Raw genomic sequence first — 22526 nt, forward strand, 5'->3', positions numbered from 1 at the left:
GATCGCCGTGCCGTTCCGGTGGGTGACGGCGGTCACCCACCGGCACGGCACGATCTCCACCTTCTGAAGCGAGCTCGAGGACGATCTCGGACAACTTGCACAATCCGTGCCACTTTCTTTCGGCCGCGGGACGCGTCGCCGTACGTTTCCGACTGTTGCTCAGCGCACGGCCCGGTTCATCCGGGTGCCGCCGCCCCATCGGTCCTCACTGCGACCGGGTGCGGGCGGCCCGGCCGTCGCTGTCCCGCCCGGAACGCACCGATGCGTGTCTCCGGGGCTCCTCCCCCGTGCGAGGTCCCCGGTCCGTCGCGCCTCGGAGTCCTCGACCCCCTGAATCGGCGATCCGTCATTCCGCCCTCTGATCGAAAGACACCGCCATGTCCCGACACACGTCCACCACTCCGTCCGAACGCCGCACGTCCGTCCTCCGCACCCTCGCGGTCACCGCCGCCGTGGGGATCGCCGTCACCGGCGCCTCGTTCCAGGTCGCCCCGGCCGCCTCCGCCGCTCCGGCCGCGGCGAGCGCCTCCACTTTCGGTCCGGACGGCACGCACTACCCGTCCGACACACCTGACATCCGCTCCGGGCTCTCCAGCAGCACGACGGTCGTGGACGTCGCCGCCTCGGGCGCCGCGATCCGCGCGGCGCTCGACGCCCTGACGCCGGCCGAGATCGCCGCCGGCGCCGTGGTTCGCGTCGCACCGGGGCGCATCGACGACCTCTCGGCGCTCGACGGCTACACGAACGACGGTCCGCTCAAGGTCCTGATCACGGCGCGCGACGGCTTCCAGTCCGTGACCGGCGGCAGCTGGATGCTGAAGGGCGTCACCGGCATCACTCTGATGCGCTTCGACATCGGCTCGATCGACGTGAAGGGCGCGACCCACTCCTCGTTCGCCTGGCTGCGGATCGCGAACAACTGGATCGGCCTCGCCGCCTCGTCGGGGATCCCCGTGCGCGACGTCGAGCTGCTCGAGATCGTCGAGCCGGAGTCGAAGCTCAAGAGCGGCGACTCGGCGCAGATCAAGGCCTACGCGCCGAACACGGTGAGCGACGTGCTGGTCGCGGGCGACTACATCGCCCCCTCGTACTACCTCGACAAGCAGTACGGCGGCGGCGCGAACCCCGCCCGCCCGCACACGGACAGCCTCCAGATCGAGGGCGCCGGTATCACTGGTCAGGTCACCGTCCGCGACTCCGTCGTGTTCAGCTCGAACAACAGCGCCGTCATCGTCGGCGGGGTCAAGAACGTCCTCTTCGACCACGCGCTGATCCTCGGCGGCGACGTCGCCGCCCAGCGCTACCCGTTCCTCCCGGGCGGCGCCGGCTCCCCCGGCGCGATCAACGGCAAGGGCAGCGTCAGCGCGATCCAGGGCAAGGGCGGCGGCAACGTCGACGCCACCGACTCGATCTTCACCGGCTCGCTGCAGCCCACCTGGAACGCCGTCTCCGGCTCCCGGACCACCCTCGCCGGCAAGGTCGCCCGGAGCGGCGGCTTCTCCGTCGACACCGCGCTCAGCGCGCTGACCCCCGCCGGCCTCGACGCGCTGGCTCCGCGGCCGACCACCGCCCTGCTCACCGGCGCGTGGGATCGGGTGACCGTCTCGGGCGGCACGACCGCCGCGTCCGCGAAGGTCGCCACACGGACGGCGGCTCCGACGCCCGCAGCCTCGGCCTCGCCGAAGACCGCCACGCCGGCTCCGAAGTCGACCTCCACTCCGAAGATCAGCGCTCCGAAGACCAGCGCTCCGCAGGCCACGACAGCCCCGAAGGCTCCCGCGACGCCCGCGCCCGCCGCCACCCCTGCTCCGGCCGCCGCGACGCCCGCTCCGAAGAAGGCCGCCGTCGACCGGACCGCGCCGACCGTCGCGATCACCTCGCCGCGCACCGGCACGGTGCTGGGCGGCACGACGACCGCCACCGTCACCGCGATGGACGACACCGTCGTCAGCCGCGTCACCTTCCTCCTCGGCGGCACCGAGGTCGGCGACGCCGTGCGGAACGCCGACGGCACCTGGTCGCTGACCACCAGCACCGCGGGCACGCACGGGACCTTCCCGCTCACCGCCCGGGCGACCGACGCCGCCGGCAACAGCACCGTCAGCGCGCCCGTCACCGTGACCCTGAAGTAGCCCTCAGGCGGGTGGATCTCGATGCGCCCGCTGCGCGGGCTGCTCGATCAGCATGACAAGAGCGAGGTGGTGGGCCTGCTCGGCGACAACGGCGCCGGCAAGGCACCCTCCTGAAGATCCTCTCCGGAGTCGTCCCGATGACCTGGGGCGATTACTCCTGGGACGGGAGGCTGCAGCCCGAGGTGGACCGCTCGGTGACCGAGGAGCTCGGCGTGGAGACGATCCTCCAGGACGCGGCCCTCGTGCCGACGATGTCGATCAGCCGCAACATCTTCAGGGGCCGCGAGATCACCAACCGCCTCGGCTTCACGAGGACGAAGGAGATGGACGCGATCGCGACCGAGATCCTCGACACGGTCGTCACCATCGAGGGCACCAAGAGCTCGCGTCAACTCGTCGCCTCGCTCTCCGGTGGGCAGGCGCAGGCCGTGACCATCGCCCGGGCCGTGCACTTCAAGCGGAGCCTGCTGATCCTCGACGAGCCGACCTCGGCCGTCGCGGTTCGGGCGACGGAGGCGCTGCTGAACTGCCTGCGCCAGCTGAAGACGGAGGGCGTGAGCTCGATCCTCGTCACCCACAACCTGCACCACGCCTACCAGGTCTGCGACCGGCACATCGTGATGAACCACGGCCCGCGACCGCTCACGGCCGCTTCGGCGCAGCGGCTCCCGTCGAACCCCGGACGACCAAGGTGGTCGTCAGCGACGGCCGGCCCTCGCTCATGGCCTCGCCGGCGAGGCCCGCGAGAAGGTCGGCCACGGCGCGCCGACCCGCTTCGACCAGCTGCGCGCGCACGGTCGTCAGCGGCGGCGAGATCAGCTCGCTGCCGAAGATGTCGTCGAATCCGGCGACGCTGAGCTCCTCCGGCACGCGGATCCCCTGTCCCGCCGCCGCCTGCATCAGTCCGAGGGCGAGGAGGTCGTTGAAGGCGATGACCGCCGTCGGCCGAGCGGCGAGGACTCGCCTCAAGGCGTCCTTCCCGCCGTCGATCGTCGGCGCGTTCGGCCCGATCTCGACCAGGGCGAAGCCGAGACGGTCCGCGTCCTCGAGCATGCGCTCGAACCGCCGGTCGCTGATCCACGAGGTGTCCGGGCCCGAGAGGTAGACGATCGATCGGTGCTCGAGCGCGGCCAGGTGCTCGAGGAGCTCCCCGACTCCGCTCTCGACGTCGGGAAGGATGCTCGGCACCCCCGGGACGGCGCGGTTGATGAGGATGACCGGCTTGCGCTCGGCGATGCTGACGATCCGCTCGTCGGAGAGGCGGGTCGTGGCCAGCACGATGCCGTCGACGGTCGGGATCAGCCGTTCGATGGCCTCGGCCTCCGCCTCGCCGGACTCCTGCGATTCGGCGATGACGAGCGTGTAGCCCGCCGCACTGGCGGCGTGCTCGGCGCCGCGGACGATACCGAAGACGACGGGGTTGGTGATGTCGGCGACGACCAGGGCGAGCGTGTGGCTCCGCCCGGACAGCAGGGCGCGAGCCATCGGGTTGAAGCGGAAGTTGAGCTGATCCGCCGCCGCGCGGACGCGCGCCTCGGTCTTCGCGCTGATCCGCCCCGGCTTCGACAGAGCGCGCGAGACGGTGGAGGGGGCGACGCCGGCCAGCTCCGCGATGTCGTAGATCGTCGCCGCGCCCCCGCGCCGGTGCAGGCGGGCCGCCAGCTCGGCGGGGATCTCGGCCGCGATCCCGTCAGGCATCGGTCGACCGGCGGAGGGGTGCGGCGAGGGGCATGGAGCGATCATCCCTGCTGACCGTGCGCGACGCCAACCCGCCGCGCACCGCGGCCGCCTCACCACCCCCCGCGACGGTCATCGGGCAGCCTCCGCGAAGACCTGTCCGCGGATCTCGTCGAGCACCCGCGCGACGGAGAGGGTCGCCGCGGCGTCGTGCTCGGGGTGCTCGAGGAGACCCGCCGAGACCGTCGCCGCCACCGATCGGATCATCGGCACGTAGCCGTTGCCCTCGCGCGGGCGCCGGAGCGGGATCGGCTCGCCGAACAGCGCTCCCTGCGAGCCCGCGTGCACTCGGGCGACGTCGCCGGCCCAGAACATGGCCGGGATCTCGATCCAGCCAGCGGTGCCGCTGACCGAGGCGGACGGGTCGAGGAACTCGAGGACGGAGCAGGCCAGCTGGGACGAGCCGCCGTCCCGGTGCTGCAGCGAGATCTGCGCCGCCACATCGACACCGTCCCGCACCACCCCGGTCGCGGAGACCGAGACGACCGGCCCGAGCAGCCACTCGGCGAGGGTGACCGGGTAGATGCCCTGGTCGAGCACCGTGCTGCCGCCGAGATCGGCCTGCCAGCGGCTGCCGCCGGCGGGGAAGGGCATCCCGAAGGCAGCGCGGACGTAGCGGGGTGTTCCGAGGACGCCGTCGCGCACCTCGCGCGCGACCTCGAGGTGGAGGGGGTTGAACGTCATCCACATCGCCTCCATGACGAAGCGGCCGTGCTCCGCGGCGGTCTCGAAGAGGCGTGCGGAGTCGGCGGCGCTGGTCGTCATCGGCTTCTCGACGAGGACGTGCTTGCCCGCCTCGAGTGCGCGCGTCGCGAACTCGAGGTGGGTGGCCGGCGGCGTGGCGACGTAGACTACGTCGATCTCGGCGTCGCCGAGCAGGGCGTCCAGTTCCGTCGTGGAGCGCGGGACGCCGTGCGCGGCGGCGAAGGCCTCGACCGTCTCGGTGCGCCTCCCCCACACCGCGCCGACGACTCCGCCGGCCGCGCGGATGTCGGGGACGAAGGACTCCGAGATGCGGCCGGTGCCGAGGATCCCCCAACGCAGCGGCGGTGCGTCGCCGCCGTCCTCGCTACTCATCGCTGGACGGCTTCGCACCGTCGAGTCCGCGCCAGCGCTTGCGCAGCGCCCAGGCGGCGGCCTTGGGCTTGCGGTCGCGGGAGAAGACGCCCTTCTTGTTGCCGTCGACCCGGTGCAGGCCGTTGTCGGTGGCGAAGTCGGCGAAGTTCCAGACCTGCTCGCCGACGAACTGCGGGAAGCGGTCGAAGACGCGGTGGTTGGCCTCGAGGTAGGCGATCTGGTACTCCTCGGTCCAGACCCGGTCCTCCCAGACGGAGTGCAGTCCGGGCTCGGTGTCGGCGCCGTACTCGCTCATCATGATCGGCTTGTCGATGCGGTCGATCCAGCCCTCGATGTCGCCCTGCAGGTAGGCCTGCGCCACGTCGAGCTCGCCGCCGGCGATGTACCAGCCGTAGTAGCGGTTGAGGCTGATCACGTCGAAGAGGTCGATGATCCGGTCGTTCTGGAAGGTCGCGAACATCACCAGGGAGTAGGTGAGCGGGCGGGTCGGGTCGAGCTCGCGGGCGAGCTTCACGAGCGGCTCGAAGTACTCGCGGGCGCCCTCCTCGTTCGAGGCCGGTTCGTTGGCGATGCTCCACATCACGACGGAGGGGTGGTTGCGGTCGCGGACGAGCAGCTCGCGGAGGTGCTGCGCGTGCGCGGCCTGGGTGTTGTCGTTGGCGAACTGCTCGGAGAAGGTCGGGAAGGGCGGCGTGCCGCTCATCCCGCCGACGACGCCCATGTTCAGGCCGACGGCGGCGGTCTCGTCGATCACGACGATGCCGTGGCGGTCGGCGAACTCGAGGACCTCCTCGGCGTAGGGGTAGTGCGAGGTGCGGAACGAGTTGGCGCCGATCCACTCGAGCAGCTGGAAGTCGTGCACGAGGTAGGCGTCGTCGTGGCCCTTGCCCCGGATCGGAGTGTCCTCGTGCTTGCCGAAGCCGGTGAAGTAGAAGGGCTCGCCGTTGAGGAGGAACTCGTGCCCGCGCACCTCGACGGTGCGGACGCCGACGGCGAGCGGGTAGCTGTCGACGACCTCGTCGCCGTCGAGCAGCTCGACGGTCAGCTGGTAGAGGTATGCGGCGCCGGGCTTCCACAGCACGACGTCGGGGATCTCGAGGACGCCTTGCGCGCCCGCTCCCTCGGTGACGACGGTGCCGTCGGCGTTCTCGAGGCGCACCCGGACATCGGCTCCGCCGGTGGACTCGACGCGGTAGTCGACCGAGCCGGTCGTGCCCTCGAAGCCGGTGACGACGACGACGTCGTCGATGCGGCGCTTCGGCCGGCTGTGCAGCCAGACCGAGCGCGCGAGTCCGGCGTAGTTGAAGAAGTCGTGGAAGTAGGTCTGCTTGCGCTTGCCGGTCGCGGTGACGTCGATCCGGCCGGGCGGGATGGTCTCGTTGGTGAGGTCGCCGCTCACCGCGACGGTGAGGCGGAACTCCCCGCCCGCGGCGACGCGGTCGGTGATGTCGACGTCGAAGGGCGTGTAGCCGCCGATGTGCTCGCCGGCGAGCTCGTCGTCGACGTAGACCTTCGCGGCGTGGGTCGCCGCGTCGAAGCGGAGCAGGATGTCGTCCTCGCCCCAGCCGCGCGGCACCCGCACGGTGCGCTGGTAGTAGACCCAGCCGACGTGCTTGCGGATCTCGGGGTCGGTGAAGAGGTCGTTGTAGGAGGCGGGGACGGCCGCCTCGAGCGGGGTGCGCAGCGTCGCGGACCAGGGCGACTCGTCGACGCGGGAGTCGAGCGCGAAGCGCCAGACGCCGTCGAGGGTGACGAGCTCTCGGGTGGGAGTGGGACGGGGCTTGAGCATGCTTGCCTCTCTTCGAGTCGGCACGGGGCCGACGCGGTTCAGTGCGGTCGAGGAGTCGGAGGGATCGCGGAGCGATCCGGACGTGTCAGGGGGTCGGACGGCGGACGGTCACTCCGATGAGAGCGCCGCCGAGCAGCGCGAGCGCTGCCGCCGTGAGGTAGAGGGCGGTGAAGTTCTCGCCACCGCCACCGCCGCCGAGGGCGAGCACGAGCGGCGCGGCCAGCGGGGAGATCACTCCCGGGATCTTCTGTGCGAAGAGCGTGATCGCGGTGTAGCGACCCGCCTGCGTCTCCCGGTGCGGGAGGACGTCGAGCGAGAGCGCCTGACCGACAGCGGAGAACAGCGCGATGCCGAGGGAGGAGAGCAGCGAGCCGATCAGGAGCGCCGGGAGGGCGCCGGCCGTGGCGGAGACGATCGAGCCGACGGCGAACAGCGCGGCGCCGGCCACGACGAACGGCCGCCGGACTCCGGTGCGGTCGCTGAGCCAGCCACCGCCGAGAGAGCCGGCCAGGGCCGTGCCGATGCTGAGCGCCGAGGTGAGCGCGAGCACCCCTGCGACGTCCGGCACCGCGAGGTCGAGGCGCTGGGCGAAGAAGAACACGGTGAAGCTGGTGGTGAGGCTCAGCCCGAGGAAGAAGACGAAGCGGCCGATCCAGTTCCAGGTGAAGTCGGGGAAGGCGCGCGGGTCGAAGGCGTAGCTGCCGAGGATCCGGCGGAGGGTCATCCGGTCGGCGGGCGCCGGTCCCCGGCTGTCGGGGTCGGCGGCGAGCAGCGCGAACGCCCCGGCGAGCAGCAGGCCGACGGCGGCCGGGATCGCGAAGACCAGGAGTGTCTCCGAGCGGACGGTCCCGACGAGCAGGATGCCGAGGACCGGTGAGATCTGCATCGTGAGGCCGGTGAGCCCGGAGACGGTGCCGCGCTGCTGCGGCGGCAGCCGGTCGGCCTGCCAGTTGCCGATCGAGGCGCCCGCCGTGTTCCAGCCGACCGTCGACAGGATCCAGCCCAGGGCGAGGACGGGGACGGTCGGCGCCGTCACCAGCACGGGGACCGCCGTGACGCCGAGGGCGAGGCCGGCGACCGTGAACGGCCGGCGCCGCCCCCAGCGCGACCGGGTGCGATCGCTGAGCACGCCGGTGAGCGGCGCGACGACCAGCGTCGCCGCGGAGCCGACGCCGAGGAGCACCCCGAGCAGGTCGGGGCGGCCGGGGGCGAGCTCCTCGAGCCGCACCGCGAGCGAGTAGGCCATCGGCACGATCATCGCCATGCCGGAGCCGAACGTCGCCGCGACCAGCAGCGCGATCGCGAGCCGCCCGAGCGGCTGCTGAGCAGCGCCGACGCCGGTCTGCGACACCGCCGTCGCGGTGCTCCCCCTCATGCGGCCCGGCCCCTCACGCGGCCGAGAGCGTGAACCGGGTCACCAGCGCGTCGGCGCCCAGCGCCTCGACGCCGATCACGCGACCGGTGAAGCCGCCGGCGACCTCGGTCGAGAGGTACCGGCCGTCGAAGGACGCGAGCTCGACGAACCCCTCCGGGCCCTCGGCGCCGAGGACGATCCGATCCGGACCCTGCCGCTGGCCGGGCTGCCCGCCGAAGGGATCCGCGCGGGCGACCAGGTGCGCCAGCGCACCCAGGTCCTCGCGCTCCTCCAGGACCTGGTCGAGCGGCCCGACGACGAGGCGCGCGCGGACGACGCCGCCGACGCGCTCCACCATCGCCTGGTGCTCGTCGTCGATCCGCACCGTGAGGGAGAGGTCGCCCTCGCCCTCGACCCGGGCGGTCCAAGCCTGCTCGGTCGCGCGCACGGCGAGCAGCCGCTCGGCGGCCGGTGACTGCAGGGCGCGGCCGGCCCGGAGCCGGAGACCCTCGGCCGACGGTGACGCGAAGGACGCGGGCACCGCGCCCGGCGCGATCCAGCGCGGATCCAGCGACGGGCTGCCGAAGCGCTCGTCGAGGTCGGCGGTGGCGGTGGCCGGGGCGAACCGGTCCTCGACGACGACGGGCCAGTCGTCGACCCAGTCGATGCCGGAGAGGAAGGTCTCGCGGCCGTTGGTGTGCCACTTCGGGAAGGACCCGCGCGGGCGGGTGCCGAGGTGCACGATCGCCCAGCCGCCGTCGGCGAGCTCGACGAGGTCGGCGTGACCGGTCGACTGCACCGGATCGGTCGTGCTGCGGTGGCTGAGGATCGGGTTCGCCGGATTCGACTCGTACGGGCCGTCGGGAGCGTCCGCCCGCGCGATCGTCACCATGTGGCCGTGCGCCGTCCCGCCCTCGGCGACCACCAGGTACCAGCGGCCGCCGCGGGAGAAGACGTGCGGCCCCTCGGCGTGCGCGCCGCCGGTCCCGCGCCAGATCTCCGTCGGCTCGGAGAGCACCTCCCCGGTGAGCGGATCGACGACGGCCTGGGAGATGCCGCCCTTGACGACGTCGGACCAGGTCAGCCGGCAGACGCCGTCCTCGTCCCAGGAGAGGTCGGGGTCGATGCCGAGCAGCCCGCTCGTGCGGACGGGCTCGCTCCACGGGCCGGCCGGGTCCTCGGCGTGCACGATCAGGTGCCCGTCGCGGATCTCGTGCAGGTTCGTGGTGACCATCCAGAAGCGGCCGTCGTGGTGGCGCAGGGTCGGCGCGTAGATCCCGCCGCTCGCGTTCGCGATGCCGGTGCGGACGTCGAGCTGCGAGGGCCGGTCGAGGACGCTGCCGAGCTGCGTCCAGGTCGCGAGGTCGGTGCTCGTGAAGAGCGGGACTCCGGGGAAGTACTCGAAGCTGGAGGTGATCAGGAAGTACTGCTCACCGACACGGCAGATCGACGGGTCCGGGTGGAAGCCGGGCAGGGCGAGCGCGGTCACGAGGCCTCCTTCAGCGTGATGCGGCGCTGCTCGCGGCGCGCGCTCTGGCGGCGCGGGTCGGCGACCGGGGCCGCCAGCAGCAGCCGCTGGGTGTACGGGTGCGACGGGGTCAGCGTGACCGCGGGCGCGTCTCCCGTCTCGACCAGGTCGCCGCGGTAGAGCACCGCGACGCGGTGGCTGATGTGCCGGATGACCGAGAGGTCGTGCGAGACGAAGAGGTAGGCGACGCCGGTGGCGCGCTGGATCTCGACGAACAGCTCCATCACCCGCGCCTGGGTGGAGAGGTCGAGTGCCGAGACGGGCTCGTCGCAGACGATCAGCCGGGGGCCGGGGGCCGGGGGCCAGTGCGCGGGCGATGGCGACGCGCTGGCGCTGCCCGCCGGAGAACTCGCGCGGCAGGCGCTCGAGGGCGTCGGACGGCAGCTGGACCTGGTCGAGCAGCGTGCGCACCCGGGCCCGGGCGTCCTTGGGGCTCGAGCCCTGGACGACGAGCGGCTCGGCGAGGATCTCGCCGATCGTCATCGACGGGTTCAGCGAGGTGTACGGGTCCTGGAAGACGACCTGGATCTGGTCGGCGATGGCACGCCGCGCGGCTCCGCGCAGACCGCCGATCTCCTGGCCGTCGAAGCGGATGGTTCCGGCGGAGGGGCGGACGAGACCGAGGACGGCACGGCCGATCGTGGTCTTGCCCGAGCCGGACTCGCCGACGAGGCCGACGGTCTCCCCCGCTGCGACGTCGAGGTCGATGCCGTGCAGCACCTCGACGGGCTTGGCGCGGAAGCCGCGGCCGGGGAAGGCGACGCGCAGGTCGCGGATCTCGAGCAGGCTCACGCCGCACCTCCGGTGGTCGTCGCCGTCACCGGCGGGTCGGTTCTGACCGTCTCCTCGTCGAGGATGGAGTCGAGCAGCATCGCGGTGTACGGGTGCTCGGGGGCGTCGAAGACGGCCTCGACCTCGCCCTGCTCGACGATCTCGCCCCGGCGCATCACGGCGATGCGGTTGCAGACGTCGGCGACGACGCCGAAGTTGTGCGTGACCAGAAGGACGGCCATGTCGAGCTCGTCCTGAAGGTCGCGCAGGAGGTCGAGGATCTCGGCCTGCACGGTCACGTCGAGCGCCGTCGTGGGCTCGTCGGCGATCAGCAGCTTCGGGCGGCTGACGACGGCGCCGGCGATGAGGACGCGCTGCGCCATCCCGCCGGAGATCTGGTGCGGGTAGGAGCGGAAGGTGCTCGCGGGGTCGGCGATGCCCACCCGGGCGAGCAGCGCGAGGATGCGCGATCGGGCCTCCTTCTTCGAGATGCCCAGCGCGGCGCGGGCGCCCTCGACGAGCTGCGCTCCCACGGTGAAGGAGGGGTCGAGGTTCGACATCGGCTCCTGCGGGATGTAGGAGATCGCCTTGCCGCGGAGGGGGCGCATCTGGGCGTCGGAGAGCCCGATCAGCTCGGTGCCGTCGAAGAGGATGGAGCCGCGGACGACGACCGCCTCGTTCGGCAGGACGCCGAGGGTGGCGAACGCGGTCTGCGACTTCCCGGAGCCGGACTCGCCGACCAGCCCCATCACCTCGCCGCGGGCGACGGTGAGCGAGACGCCGTGGACGACCTCGTTGAGGGTGCCGTCGGGGCTCGGGTAGGCGATCACCAGGTCTCGGATGTCGAGCAGGGAGCGGGCGGCCCGCTCGCGGTCGACGGCCTCGTCGGCGACGACCCGCTGCCCTCCGCCGATCTTCGCGGGGGTGGGCTTCGAGCCCTCGAGCGCGTCGCGGAGCGAGTTGCCGAGCAGGACGAGGGACGCGGTGATCACACCGAGGCCGATGCTGGGCCAGAGGAACTGGGTCGGCGCGATGTAGAGGTTGCGGAAGCCCGACGCGATCATCGCACCGTAGCTGGGCACCTCGAGGGAGCCGACGCCGAGGAACGCCAGGCCGGACTGCACGGCGATCGCCGAGCCGAAGAGGAAGGCGGCGGCGATGATGATCGGTCCGCGGACGACGGAGAGCACGTGCCGGCCGAGGATGCGGAGGTTGCCGAGCCCCGAGACGCGGGCGGCGTCGACGTAGAGCTCGTTCTTCACCCCGAGGACGAGGTTGCGCACGATCCGGTAGATGCCCGGCGAGAGCAGGACGCCGAAGATCAGCATGGTGGCGCGGTAGTCGCCGCCGGTCACCGGCATCAGGATGATCAGCAGGAGCAGCCCGGGGAAGGTCATGATCAGGCTGAAGACCCACTCGGTCGTCGCCTGCGTGACGCGGCCGAAGTAGCCGCCGATCAGGCCGGCCACGACTCCGATCACGAGGGCCACCCCGGCGCCGATCAGGCCGGCGACGACCGCGGTCTGCGTCGAGAGGATCATCCGGCTCAGGATGTCGCGGCCGGACTCGTCGGCTCCGAACGGGTAGCCGGGGGTCCCGGCGGGCGCGTTGATCGCGGAGAGGCTCGAGTCGTTCGCTCCCATCGGCGCGAGCAGCGGGGCGAGGACGCCGACGAGGAGGACGAAGAGCAGGAGCACGGAGGTGATCAGCGCCTGCGGGTCGCGGAGGAGCCGCCGCCAGAGCGGCGTTCGCGCGGCGCGCACCTCGGCCGCGATGGTCTGCAGCCCCTCGGTGCTCGGGATCGCGATTCCGCGGGTGAGCGGAGCCGCGTCGGCGTGGCCGGCACCCGCGGCCTGCGAGGTGGGGGTGGACTGCACCGGAGGGGCGGTCCGCCCCTCGGCCTCGCCGGCCGCGCGGGCGCTGTCGTCGGACGGGGTCATCGGACTCTCGCTTTCGGGTTGAGCCAGCCGTTGGCCAGGTCGGTGACGAGGTTGACCACGATGACCAGGGCGACGCCGAACGCCGCGATGCCCAGGACGACCGGGATGTCGCCCTGCAGGGACGCGTTGAACGCGTAGCTGCCGTAGCCGGGGAGGGCGAAGACGTTCTCGATGATCAGGGCGGCGCCAAACATCTGGATGAACTCGAGGGACAGCACGGTCAGGGCCGGGCTGCCGGCGTTGCGCAGCGCGTGCTTGAGCACGATCGCGCGGGTCGGCACGCCGCGGGTCCGCAGGGTGCGGACGTAGTCGCGGCGGAGCTCGTCGATCATCCGGCCGCGGACCTGAGCGGCGAGACCGGCGATGCCGCCGATCATCAGGACGATGACGGGGATGACGATGCTGCGGGCCCAGCCGGCCGGGCTCTCCGCGAACGGGGTGAAACCGGTGGCGGGCAGCCACTTCAGCTGCACGGCGAAGACCACGACCAGACCGATCGCGAGCAGGAGGCCGGGGACGAGGTAGCCGACGAGCGAGACGCCCTGGGCGATCTTGTCGACGACGCCGCCGCGCGACGCGGCCCAGACGCCGAGCGCGGTGGCGATGACCGCGGTGAGGATCAGCGCCGGGACGATGATCGACAGCGTCACGGCGAGCCGCTGCAGAACGGACGGGCCGACCGGCAGCGAGGTGTAGACGGAGATGCCGAGGTCGCCGCGCAGCAGGTGCAGCAGCCAGTCGACGTACTGGACGAGGACCGGCCGGTCCCAGCCCTTCGAGGCCATCAGCCCGGCGACGTTCTCGGGCGTCGCGGACGAGCCGAGGATCGTGCTCGCCACGTCGCGGAAGGACGTGCTGAGCAGGAGGAAGGTGATGAAGGTGACCAGGAGGGCGAGGACGACGCCCGCCCCGAGGCGCTTCGCGATGTAGAGGATCATCTGATTCCCATCCGGCGGGGGCGGCCGTCACCGGCCGCCCCCGCGTGGCGGTCAGCCTTCGTAGGCGAAGGTGCGGACAGTGGCGGGCGCGCCGCCGTAGTTGACGATGCTGATGCCGTCCGCGGTGGCCCACTTGCCGCCGATGAACAGGATCGGCGCCTCCCAGGCCTGCTCGACCGCGTAGGCGTTGAGCTCCTGGTACGTGGGGACGGCGGCCTCGAAGTCGACGGTGGAGTTCAGGGTGGCGAACAGACCGTCGAGGGTCGGGTCGGTGAAGTGCTGCGGGTTGCGGTCGCCGTCGACGCCGTAGTGCGTGAAGGCGTCGGCGGGGTCGGAGTTGAAGCCGGTGATCTGGAAGTTCAGCCCGAACTCGCCGGACTGCAGCGCCGACTGCGCCTGCTGCGGCGGGACGGCGACCCACTCCAGGCCCAGCCCGATGTCCGTGAACGCCTGCGACAGCGTCGACTCGATCGTGGTCGTGAGGAAGGTGCTCGGAATCTTGAAGGTGGTGCCGGTGAAGCCGGCCTCCTCGACGAGCGCCTTGCCCTTCTCGGGGTCGTAGGCGTAGGTGTCGTCCAGCGACTCGTCGTAGACCTCGCCGGCGGGGTTGAAGATCTGCTCGGTCGGCTGGCCGATTCCGCCGTAGATGCCCTTGACGATGCCCTCGCGGTCGAGCGCGTAGTTGATGGCCTGGCGCACGCGGACGTCGCCGAGGGCCGGGTTCGTGGTGCCGGCGCGGTCGAGGATGCCGATGTAGCCGACCGCCTGGACGTTGGTGTCGGTGACGGTGAAGCGGCCGGCGTCGAGCTGCGAGGAGACCTGCGACTGCACGGTGCCGGCGTTGATCTCGCCGGCCTGGAGGGCGTTGAACGCGGCGGTCGGGTCCTGGAGCACGCGGACCGTCACCGAGGGGAACGGGTAGGCGTCGGCGTTCCAGTAGTCCTCGCGCTTCTTCAGGACGTAGGAGGTGCCGGGGACCGACGCCGCCGTGTCGAGCGTGTAGGGGCCCGAGCCGACCGGATCGGTGGCGGTCGAGGGGTCGTCGAGAGTCTCGGCGTCACCGACGGCGCCGGCGCCGAGGGCGAGGAGCCAGACGAACTGCGGGTCGTACGCGGTGAAGGAGACCTTCACGGTGAGGTCGTCCTCGGCGGCGATGTCGGAGACGAGGCCGTAGCGCGGCTGGACGATGCCGGGGGTGTTCTTGCTGCGGAGCATGGTCGCGGCGACGGACTCGGCGGTCACGGGGTCGCCGTTGCTGAAGGTCATCCCCTCGCGGAGCTTCAGGGTGAGCTCCGTGCCGTCCTCGTTGTACTCCCAGCTCTCCGCCGCGTTGGGGACGAGCTCGCCGGTCGCGCTGTCGCGGGCGAGGAGCGTGTCGAGCACCGAGCCCCAGACCAGCATCTGCTGACCGTCGACCAGCTGAGCCGGGTCGAGCGAGTTCGGCGCCGAGACGGCCGCGACCTTGAGATCGGGGGCGGCGGCGGCAGCTCCCCCGGTGGCGGGCTCGGCGGCGTCGCTCGTGCAGCCGGTGAGGACCAGGGTGCTCGCGGCCAGAAGCGCGAGGGCGGCGGCGCCTCGGCGGCGGGGCAGGGGGATCGGCATGGTGTTCATACTCCTTTGGATGAGCGGGCGGAGACCGATTGCGCGGGAAGCGAGTTCGGCGGCCGTGCGGCTAGTAAAGCAGGGCTGATCCGATTTGACAATCGATTGCCAGATCGGACGGGAAGTGTGGTCTATTCGTTACTCGGCGAGGGCCGAGGCGGCGCGCTCGACGCGCTCGAGGACCTCGCCGTCGAGGAGCGCGGGCGAGGAGCCGCGGACGAGGTCGCGTGCGGTGACGTCCGCCGGGCTCGCGCCGACGAGACCGCGGCGCAGGGCGGCCAGGCACGCTCCGAGCGCGGCGATACTCCCCACGGCCCGGCCATCGGCGGCGAGCACGAGCTCGGCGACCGGCATGATCCGCAGCCGGAGCTTGGTCTCGGTGTCCTGCCCGATCTGCTGCAGCCGGTGCTCGATGCGGGGGTTCGCGAAGCGCTCGAGGAGCGCGACTCGGTACTCAGGGATCCCGAGGTCCGCGGGGAGCACGATGGCGGCGTCGTCCCAGAGCGCCTCGACCGCGGCACGGCAGACCGGGTCGGCGACGGCCGCCGCGACGGTCTCGTGCCCGCGCAGTCGTCCGAGCGCCGCGAGCAGGGTGTGCGCGCCGTTCAGGAGCCGGAGCTTGCGCGACTCCCACGGGTCGAGGTCGTCGACGAAGCGCGCGCCGGCGCTCTCCCAGGCCGGCCGGCCGGCCGGGAAGCGGCCGCTCAGCACCCAGTCGCGGAACGGCTCGGCCACCACAGGCGCCTCGTCCCCGTAGCGGGCGCGGAGCACGGCCTCCTCCTCGGCGGAGATCCGGGGGGTGATGCGGTCGATCGAGGTGGAGACGAAGGAGGCGTGCGCGTCGAGCCAGCCGCCGAGCTCCGGAGCGATCCCCTCGACCCAGGCCGAGACGCCGCGGGCGAGGCGACCGCCGTTGTCGGGGAGGTTGTCGCAGGAGACGATCGCGATCGGCCCGCTCCCCGCTCGGCGGCGGGACTCTAGCCCCAGCAGCAGGCGGCCGAGGGCGGTCTCCGCTGCCGCGTCCTGCGGGCCGAGCCGGCCGGCGGCGACAGCGGTGAGCTCCTCGCGATCACGCCGCACGAGCGGATCTTCGAGGTCGGGGCCGCCGTCCGCTGCGAGCCGGTAGCCGATCTCGGTGATGGTCAGCGTGACGACCGCCGTCTCCGGCGCGGAGAGATCGCGCAGCAGGCTCGGCAGATCGTCGCCGGCGTGCGCACGGACGACGCTGCCGATCGCCTCGGCCCGGTCGCCGTCCTCCGCGCGCTCCACGAGCGTGTAGAGCCCGTCCTGCCGGGTGAGCCGGTCCGCGAGATCGCGAGTGCGGCCGGTGTAGGCGGCGATCCCCCACTCGGAGCCGTCGTCGCTCGCCTGGGTGTACCAGGCGGTGTGCGATCGGCTGAAGGCGCCGAGGCCGAGGTGGACGATGCGGACGGGAGGCGCGGGAACGGCGCGGGCGAGGTGCGGCGCGGCGTCGGTCGAGACGGTAGTCGTGGTGGTGCTCACAGCTTGAAGACCCTTCTGGGCTGGTCCCCGACACCGTCGAGGAGGATGCGCTCGGCGGCGCGGGCGCTCAGGCGGCCCTCGGCGACCAGGCGCGCGAGGAACGCCGCGTCGGCTCGTCGGGCGGTGTCGTGGCGGGCGGGGATGGAGAGGAAGGCGCGGGTGTCGTCGATGAAGCCCGACCCGCGGGAGAAGCCGGCGGTCTCGGTCACCGCCGAGCGGAAGCGGCCGATCGCGTCGGGCGCGTCGAGGAACCACCACGGGGCGCCGATGTAGACCGACGGGTAGAAGCCGGCCAGCGGGGCGATCTCGCGCGAGTAGACGGTCTCGTCGACCGCGAAGAGCACCAGGTGGAAGTCGGGCTCGAGACCGAAGCGCTCGAGCAGCGGCCGCAGACCGCGGACGTAGTCGGTCGCGACGGGGAGGTCGTGCCCGGTATCCGGGCCGAAGCGGCGCCGGGTCGCGCTGCTGTGGTTGCGCAGGACACCGGCGTGGACGGTCATCACCAGGCCGTCCTCGACGCTCATCCGCGCCATCTGCAGCAGCATGTGCGCGCGGAAGAGCGCTCGCTCCTCCCCCGTGGCGGTGCCGGCGACGACGGTCGCGAACAGCGCCTGCGCCTCGACTGCGTCGAGATCGACGGTGAGCGGCTGCTCGACGCCGTGATCGGCCGAGACGGCGCCGTGGGCGCGGAAGTGTGCGCGCCGCTCCTCGAGGGCGCCGAGGTAGCCGGCGAACGTCGTCGGCTTCCCGGTGCCGCCGAGCAGCGCCTCGACGTCTTCGCGGAAGCACTCGGCGTCGGGGTCGAGGTAGCGGTCGGGCCGGAAGGTCGGCAGGACCCGGCCCGGGAGGGTGCCGGCGAGGGCTGCGTGGGCGGCGAGATCGTCGAGCGGATCGTCCGTGGTGGCGAGGACCTCGATGCCGAAGCGCTCGAAGAGCGCCCGGGGCCGGAAGCCGGGCGCGGCCAGGCGCTCGGTGATCGCGTCGTAGAGGCGGTCGGCCGATCCGGCGTCGAGCTCGGCGTCGACGCCGAGCACCTGCGACAGCTCCTCCTCGAGCCAGTAGCCGGAGGCGGTGCCGGCGAAGAGGTGCCAGTGCGCCCCGAGGGTCCGCCAGACCTCGCGGGGATCGGCCCGGTGCCCGCCGAGGCCGAGCGCGGCGTAGTCGACGCCGGCCGCGTGCAGGAGGCGGGTGACGTAGTGGTCCTTGGTCACCAGCAGGGCCACCGGGTCCTCGAAGGCGAGGTCGTCGCGGAGCAGCTCCACGGGGACGTGTCCGTGCGGAGAGAGGATCGGGGCCTGTGCGACGGCCTCGTAGAGACCGCGAGCGATCTCGCGGGTCCGCGGATCGGCCGGGAGCAGCCGGTCAGGATCACGACGATGTGGGGAGAGCATGCCGACAGTCTGGGCAGATGGCAATCGCTTGTCAACCTAACGCCGCGCGCGTCCACCCACCTTCTGACCCTAGGTGGTTCGACGGTGTGGAACCGCTTGCCAAACCGTGGATGAGTCTGTTTCACTGGCCGAGCCCGCGCCGTCGCCGCACCGCCTGCGACGCGCTCCCCGCGGGCCAGACCGGAGAGACCGCCGCATGCGCATCGACAGAGCCGACGTCATCGTCACCAGTCCCGACCGCAACTTCGTCACCCTGAAGCTGACCACCGACGACGGCCTGACCGGCCTCGGCGACGCGACGCTCAACGGGCGCGAGCTCGCCGTCGTCGCCTATCTGCGCGAGCACGTCGTGCCGCTGCTGATCGGCCGCGACGCGTCGACCATCGAGGACACCTGGCAGTTCCTCTACCGCTCCGCCTACTGGCGCCGCGGCCCGGTGACGATGGCCGCGATCGCCGCCGTCGACATGGCGCTCTGGGACATCAAGGGCAAGGCCGCCGGCATGCCGGTCTACCAGCTGCTCGGCGGCGCCTCCCGCACCGGTCTGATGGCCTACGGCCATGCCTCGGGCAAGTCGAACAGCGAGCTGTTCGACAGCATCCGCTCGCACCAGGAGCAGGGCTACCGCTCGATCCGCGTGCAGACGGCCGTCCCGGGGCTGAAGTCGATCTACGGCATCGCCTCGAACATCACCGCCGAGGCGAACAAGGGCGTCCGCTACGACCACGAGCCCGCCCAGCGCGGCGGCCTGCCGGCCGAGGAGGACTGGGACACCCGCTCCTACCTGCGCCACCTGCCGACCGTGTTCGAGGCGGTGCGCAACGAGTTCGGTCCCGAGCTGCCGCTGCTGCACGACGGCCACCACCGGATGACGCCGATCCAGGCCGCGAAGCTCGGCAAGTCGCTCGAGCCGTACGACCTGTTCTGGCTCGAGGACTGCACGCCGGCCGAGAACCAGGAGGCGCTGCGCCTGGTCCGCCAGCACACCACCACGCCGCTCGCGATCGGCGAGATCTTCAACACCGTCTGGGACTTCAAGGACCTCATCCGCGAGCAGCTCATCGACTACGTCCGCGGCGCCGTCACGCACATGGGCGGCATCACCGCGCTGAAGAAGACCCTCGAGTACGCGGCGCAGTACCAGATCAAGTCCGGCATGCACGGGCCCACCGACATCTCGCCCGTCGGCATGGCCGCCGCGATGCACCTGGGGCTGTCGATCCACAACTTCGGCATCCAGGAGTACATGCAGCACGGCGCGAAGACGAACGCCACGTTCCGGCAGTCCTTCACCTGGACCGACGGCTTCCTGCACCCCGGCGACGAGCCCGGCCTGGGCGTCGAGCTCGACGTCGACGAGGCGGGCAAGTACCCCTACGTGCAGGCCTACCTCCCCTACAACCGGCTCGCCGACGGCACCGTCCACGACTGGTGACCCGCGACCCCTCGACCGTCGATCCCTCGACCGTCGTCCCCTCGATCAGAGATGAGCACACCGTGAGCACGACAGCCCCCGTCACCGCCGGCAGCACGATCGGCGAATGGCTCGACCACCCGGAGGGCGGGCCGCTCGTGCGCGCCCTGCTCGCGCAGAGCGGCACGCAGGAGGAGATGCTCGCGCCGCTGCGCGGCCTCCCCCTGCAGCAGCTCGTCGCCGTCAGCAACGGGCAGATGCCGCAGTCGGTGATCGACGAGCTGGTGCTCGCTGCGAACGACGGAGTGCTCCCCGCCGACGCCGAGTCCTCCGGCTGGGCCGAGCGGGTGACGCCCGGACGCTTCGCCGGCCGCACGGTCGTCGTGACCGGCGCCGCCTCCGGCATCGGCCACGCCACCGCCTCCCGGATCGCGCGCGAGGGCGGCCGCGTCGTCGCCGTCGACGTCTCGGCGGAGCGCCTGGACGAGCTGGTGGCGAGCCACCCCGGTCTCGAGGTCGTCGCGGTGCGCGCCGACATCACGGCGCAGGCCGACGTCGACGCGCTCGTCGCCGCGGCGGACGGCCGGATCGACGCCCTCGCGAACGTCGCGGGCATCAACGACGACTTCTCCCCCGCGCACGAGACCAGTGACGCCGTCTGGGACCGCGTCATCGGGATCAACCTGACCGGACCGTTCAAGGTGCTCCGCGCGGTGCTGCCGACGATGCTCGCCGCCGGCCGGGGCTCGGTGGTCAACGTCGCCAGCGAGGCGGCGCTGCGTGGGAACAGCTCCGGCAACGCCTACACCGTCTCCAAGCACGGCGTCCTCGGCCTCACCCGCTCGGCGGCCTTCATGTACGGTCCGCAGGGGATCCGCGTGAACGCGGTCGCTCCCGGCGGAGTCGCCACCGGCATCCCGATGCCGCCGACGATGTCCGAGCAGGGCTCGGCCCGGCTGCAGCCGTTCCAGGCGATGATCCCGACGATCGCGACCGCCGAGCAGCTCGCCGCCTCGATCTGCTTCCTGCTCTCCGACGACGGCGTGAACATCAACGGTGCCGTGCTCGCCTCCGACGGCGGCTGGTCCGTCCAGTGAGCGCCGACCGTGTCTTCCCGCGGCTCGAGCGCCGCGGCTCCGGCTCGCGGCTGATCGTCGACGGTGAGCCCTTCCTCGCCCTCGGCGGCGAGCTGCACAACTCCAGCCCGTCCAGCCCCGCCTACCTCGCCCCCGTCTGGGATCGCTTGGCCGCCGCCGGTGTGCGCTCCGTCATCGGCGCCGCGAGCTGGCAGCTCGTCGAGCCGGAGGAGGGGGTCTTCGACTTCCTCGCCGTGGACGACCAGATCGTCCAGGCGCGGGCGCGCGGGATCCGGCTGATCCTGATCTGGTTCGGCTCGTACAAGAACGCCGAGTCGTCCTACGCGCCGAGCTGGGTGCGCCGCGACGAGGAGCGCTTCCCGCGGGCCGAGCGCGACGAGGAGAACCTGCTGACCGGCCGCTTCAGCCTCGACGGGCCGATCCTCAGCGTCTTCGGCGAGGACCTGCTCCGCGCCGACGCGCGCGCCTTCACCGCGCTGATGGCGCACCTGCGCGACGTCGATCCCGAGCACACCGTCATCGCCGTGCAGGTGCAGAACGAGGTCGGCCTGCTCGGCGACAGCCGCGACCGCGGTCCCCTCGCCGAGGCGGCCTGGTCGGCCCCGGTGCCGCCGGCACTGCTCGACGGGCTCGCCGAGCGCGGCGACGCCCTGCAGCCGTGGCTCCGCGAGCTGTGGACCTCGCAGGGCGCGCGCTCCACCGGCAGCTGGGCGGAGGTCTTCGGCAGCGGCCGGGAGGCCGACGAGGTCTTCATGGCCTGGGGCTTCTGCCGATTCGTGAACCACGTGGCGGCGGCCGGTGAGCGCGAGTACCCGCTGCCGATGTTCACCAACGCCTGGCTGGGACCGCAGCCGAACGCGGCGCTGCCCGGGCAGTACCCCAGCGGCGGACCGGTGGCGCGGATGATCGACGTCTGGCAGATCGGCGCACCGACGCTCGCGCTGCTCGCGCCGGACATCTACATCGAGGACTTCGCGGGGGCCGTCGCCTCGTTCGACGTCCCCGGCAATGCGATCCTCGTGCCGGAGGCGCGCCCCGAGCCGGGACTGGCGAGCGTGGCTGTCGGCGCCCACGCGGCTCTCGGCTTCCACGTCTTCGGGATCGAGGACGTGCTCGACCACGAGGAGCTCTTCCGGGAGTTCGAGGTCCTGCAGTCGCTGTCGTCCGTGATCACGGACGCCCAGATCGACGACCGGATCCACGGCTTCCGGCTCGCCGCCGGCGCGAGCGAGACGGTCGAGCTGGGCGGCTACTCCGTCACCGCCTCCGGCCCGCTCGACACCCGCGGCATGTTCGGCGAGGGCACGGGCGACACCGCCGCTGTCGTCACCGGCTACGGCGTCGTGGTCCACCTCGGCGGGGACGAGTTCCTCGTCGCCGCTCGCGGCGCCACCGTCCGCTTCTCCCGGCCAGGCGAGCTCGTCGAGTGGGACACCCTGACCGAGGAGACCTTCGTCGACGGCCAGTGGCGGCCCGGCCGCACGCTCAACGGCGACGAGCGCTACTTCATGTTCCCGACCCACGACCTCCGGGTCGTGCGGATCGAGCTCCTCCGCCGTCCGATCAGGGCGAGGCGATGAGCCGCAGGAACACGTCGAGCAGCGGCAGCGCGCGGCGGCCGGGGTCGAGCAGCGACTGGATGCGCAGGCCGTCGATCATCGCCAGGACGAGGGTGATCTTCTCGTCCGCGGTGACCTCCTCGCCGTCCTCCGCCGCTGCGAGCCGGGTGGTGGAGAAGTAGCCGCGGACCCGGTCGCGCCGCTGCACGAAGAAGTCGTGCGCGGGATGGCCGGGGTCCGTGGCGGCGATCGTGATCGCGAGCCAGTTGCGCTGCTGCTCCGGATGCGCGAACTCCTCCGCGAAGACGCTCGAGAGCACCTGCTCCGGCGAGTGCTCGGAGGCGAGGATCCGCTCGGCGAGCGCGATGTCGTCGGCGTCGCGCTGCCGGAGGGCCTCGAGCAGCAGCTCGTCCTTGGTGGCGAAGTGGCGCAGCAGGGCGGCGTGGGTGAGGTTCGCGCGGGAGGCGATGTCGCGCAGCGAGGCCCGCTCGAAGCCGTGCTCGGCGAAGCTCGCCGACGCGGCGCGGACGATCTCCGCCTTCCGCGCCGGGGTGGACGCGTAGGGCCCTCGACGGCCGCGGGTCGGCGCGTCGGCCTGCTCGGTTCCGGTCGTCATGGGCTCCTCCTCCGTCGCAGGGAGTTCACTCCCGTCGTCGCTTGTCAAAGCTAACCACACTGGGTACAGTTCGAAAGG

At 72.1% G+C, this 22526-nt stretch carries 15 protein-coding genes and 2 pseudogenes; 5 read left to right on the forward strand and 12 right to left on the reverse strand.

The features are described 5' to 3' along the window. The first annotated feature begins 377 nt into the window (after nucleotides 1–377). Complete coding sequence (locus MT350_RS06285; RefSeq protein ID WP_243615543.1) at nucleotides 378–2132, forward strand: Ig-like domain-containing protein; 1755 nt, start codon at nucleotides 378–380, stop codon at nucleotides 2130–2132. Between the two features lie 137 nt (nucleotides 2133–2269). Further along, nucleotides 2270–2563 (forward strand): annotated as a pseudogene (locus tag MT350_RS20585) (hypothetical protein); the annotation flags it as partial. Between the two features lie 211 nt (nucleotides 2564–2774). On the opposite strand, the gene MT350_RS06295 reads toward MT350_RS20585, so the two are convergent. The 11 genes and pseudogenes from MT350_RS06295 to uxaC all read right to left on the reverse strand — a co-directional run bounded on the left by MT350_RS06295 (nucleotide 2775) and on the right by uxaC (nucleotide 17762). Beyond that, on the reverse strand, nucleotides 2775–3830 hold the full coding sequence (locus tag MT350_RS06295; protein ID WP_159422827.1) for a LacI family DNA-binding transcriptional regulator: 1056 nt from the start codon (nucleotides 3828–3830) through the stop codon (nucleotides 2775–2777). Nucleotides 3831–3941: 111 nt separating this feature from the next. Continuing rightward, the gene (locus MT350_RS06300; RefSeq protein ID WP_243615545.1) at nucleotides 3942–4946 is read right to left on the reverse strand and encodes a Gfo/Idh/MocA family protein; all 1005 of its coding nucleotides are present in this window, start codon (nucleotides 4944–4946) and stop codon (nucleotides 3942–3944) included. After that, the gene (gene uidA / locus MT350_RS06305) at nucleotides 4939–6735 is read right to left on the reverse strand and encodes a beta-glucuronidase (RefSeq protein WP_243615546.1); all 1797 of its coding nucleotides are present in this window, start codon (nucleotides 6733–6735) and stop codon (nucleotides 4939–4941) included. The genes MT350_RS06300 and uidA overlap by 8 nt, the downstream gene beginning before the upstream one ends. Nucleotides 6736–6820: 85 nt before the next feature. Then, on the reverse strand, nucleotides 6821–8110 hold the full coding sequence (locus MT350_RS06310) for an MFS transporter (protein WP_243615547.1): 1290 nt from the start codon (nucleotides 8108–8110) through the stop codon (nucleotides 6821–6823). A 13-nt stretch (nucleotides 8111–8123) separates the two neighbouring features. Then, nucleotides 8124–9578 carry a glycoside hydrolase family 43 protein gene (locus MT350_RS06315; protein WP_243615548.1) on the reverse strand — a complete coding sequence of 485 codons (1455 nt, stop codon included), beginning with the start codon at nucleotides 9576–9578 and terminating at the stop codon, nucleotides 8124–8126. Next, nucleotides 9575–10403 (reverse strand): annotated as a pseudogene (locus MT350_RS06320) (ATP-binding cassette domain-containing protein). Before MT350_RS06320 ends, MT350_RS06315 begins: the two are co-directional and overlap by 4 nt. A gap of 2 nt (nucleotides 10404–10405) precedes the next feature. After that, a complete protein-coding gene (locus MT350_RS06325) occupies nucleotides 10406–12328 on the reverse strand; it encodes a dipeptide/oligopeptide/nickel ABC transporter permease/ATP-binding protein (protein WP_243615549.1) in 1923 nt (640 codons plus the stop codon). Then, entirely contained in the window at nucleotides 12325–13266 is a 942-nt protein-coding gene (locus MT350_RS06330) for an ABC transporter permease (RefSeq protein WP_127886604.1), read from the reverse strand. The genes MT350_RS06325 and MT350_RS06330 overlap by 4 nt, the downstream gene beginning before the upstream one ends. 51 nt (nucleotides 13267–13317) lie before the next feature. Continuing rightward, nucleotides 13318–14868 carry an ABC transporter substrate-binding protein gene (locus MT350_RS06335; RefSeq protein WP_243615550.1) on the reverse strand — a complete coding sequence of 517 codons (1551 nt, stop codon included), beginning with the start codon at nucleotides 14866–14868 and terminating at the stop codon, nucleotides 13318–13320. A 138-nt stretch (nucleotides 14869–15006) separates the two neighbouring features. Next, nucleotides 15007–16371 (reverse strand): mannitol dehydrogenase family protein, encoded by a 1365-nt coding sequence (locus tag MT350_RS06340; RefSeq protein ID WP_243615551.1) that lies wholly within the window; start codon nucleotides 16369–16371, stop codon nucleotides 15007–15009. Then, nucleotides 16368–17762, reverse strand: coding sequence for a glucuronate isomerase (uxaC, locus tag MT350_RS06345; RefSeq protein WP_243615552.1), 1395 nt, complete (start codon nucleotides 17760–17762; stop codon nucleotides 16368–16370). Before uxaC ends, MT350_RS06340 begins: the two co-directional genes overlap by 4 nt. Nucleotides 17763–17958: 196 nt before the next feature. Here uxaC and manD point away from each other — a divergent pair, with 196 nt between their 5' ends. The 3 genes from manD (at nucleotide 17959) to MT350_RS06360 (ending at nucleotide 21853) form a co-directional block, all read left to right on the forward strand. Then, a complete protein-coding gene (manD, locus tag MT350_RS06350) occupies nucleotides 17959–19197 on the forward strand; it encodes a D-mannonate dehydratase ManD (RefSeq protein ID WP_243615553.1) in 1239 nt (412 codons plus the stop codon). 62 nt (nucleotides 19198–19259) lie between these two features. After that, a complete protein-coding gene (locus MT350_RS06355) occupies nucleotides 19260–20273 on the forward strand; it encodes an SDR family NAD(P)-dependent oxidoreductase (protein ID WP_243615554.1) in 1014 nt (337 codons plus the stop codon). Beyond that, complete coding sequence (locus MT350_RS06360) at nucleotides 20270–21853, forward strand: DUF5597 domain-containing protein (protein ID WP_243615555.1); 1584 nt, start codon at nucleotides 20270–20272, stop codon at nucleotides 21851–21853. The genes MT350_RS06355 and MT350_RS06360 overlap by 4 nt, the downstream gene beginning before the upstream one ends. Here MT350_RS06360 and MT350_RS06365 read toward each other — a convergent pair. After that, the gene (locus MT350_RS06365) at nucleotides 21837–22448 is read right to left on the reverse strand and encodes a TetR/AcrR family transcriptional regulator (RefSeq protein ID WP_132437160.1); all 612 of its coding nucleotides are present in this window, start codon (nucleotides 22446–22448) and stop codon (nucleotides 21837–21839) included. The two genes, MT350_RS06360 and MT350_RS06365, sit on opposite strands and share 17 nt — an antisense overlap. Nucleotides 22449–22526 lie beyond the last annotated feature (78 nt).

This window comes from Rathayibacter sp. VKM Ac-2928, assembly GCF_022815545.1.
Classification (GTDB): domain Bacteria; phylum Actinomycetota; class Actinomycetes; order Actinomycetales; family Microbacteriaceae; genus Rathayibacter; species Rathayibacter festucae.

Coding starts and splice junctions, on each gene's coding strand:
- MT350_RS06300 (WP_243615545.1), bottom strand. CDS start 4,946: ATGAGTAGCGAGGACGGCGGCGACGCACCGCCGCTGCGTTGGGGGATC.
- manD (WP_243615553.1), top strand. CDS start 17,959: ATGCGCATCGACAGAGCCGACGTCATCGTCACCAGTCCCGACCGCAAC.
- MT350_RS06285 (WP_243615543.1), top strand. CDS start 378: ATGTCCCGACACACGTCCACCACTCCGTCCGAACGCCGCACGTCCGTC.
- MT350_RS06325 (WP_243615549.1), bottom strand. CDS start 12,328: ATGACCCCGTCCGACGACAGCGCCCGCGCGGCCGGCGAGGCCGAGGGG.
- MT350_RS06310 (WP_243615547.1), bottom strand. CDS start 8,110: ATGAGGGGGAGCACCGCGACGGCGGTGTCGCAGACCGGCGTCGGCGCT.
- MT350_RS06335 (WP_243615550.1), bottom strand. CDS start 14,868: ATGCCGATCCCCCTGCCCCGCCGCCGAGGCGCCGCCGCCCTCGCGCTT.
- MT350_RS06365 (WP_132437160.1), bottom strand. CDS start 22,448: ATGACGACCGGAACCGAGCAGGCCGACGCGCCGACCCGCGGCCGTCGA.
- uxaC (WP_243615552.1), bottom strand. CDS start 17,762: ATGCTCTCCCCACATCGTCGTGATCCTGACCGGCTGCTCCCGGCCGAT.
- MT350_RS06330 (WP_127886604.1), bottom strand. CDS start 13,266: ATGATCCTCTACATCGCGAAGCGCCTCGGGGCGGGCGTCGTCCTCGCC.
- uidA (WP_243615546.1), bottom strand. CDS start 6,735: ATGCTCAAGCCCCGTCCCACTCCCACCCGAGAGCTCGTCACCCTCGAC.
- MT350_RS06295 (WP_159422827.1), bottom strand. CDS start 3,830: ATGCCTGACGGGATCGCGGCCGAGATCCCCGCCGAGCTGGCGGCCCGC.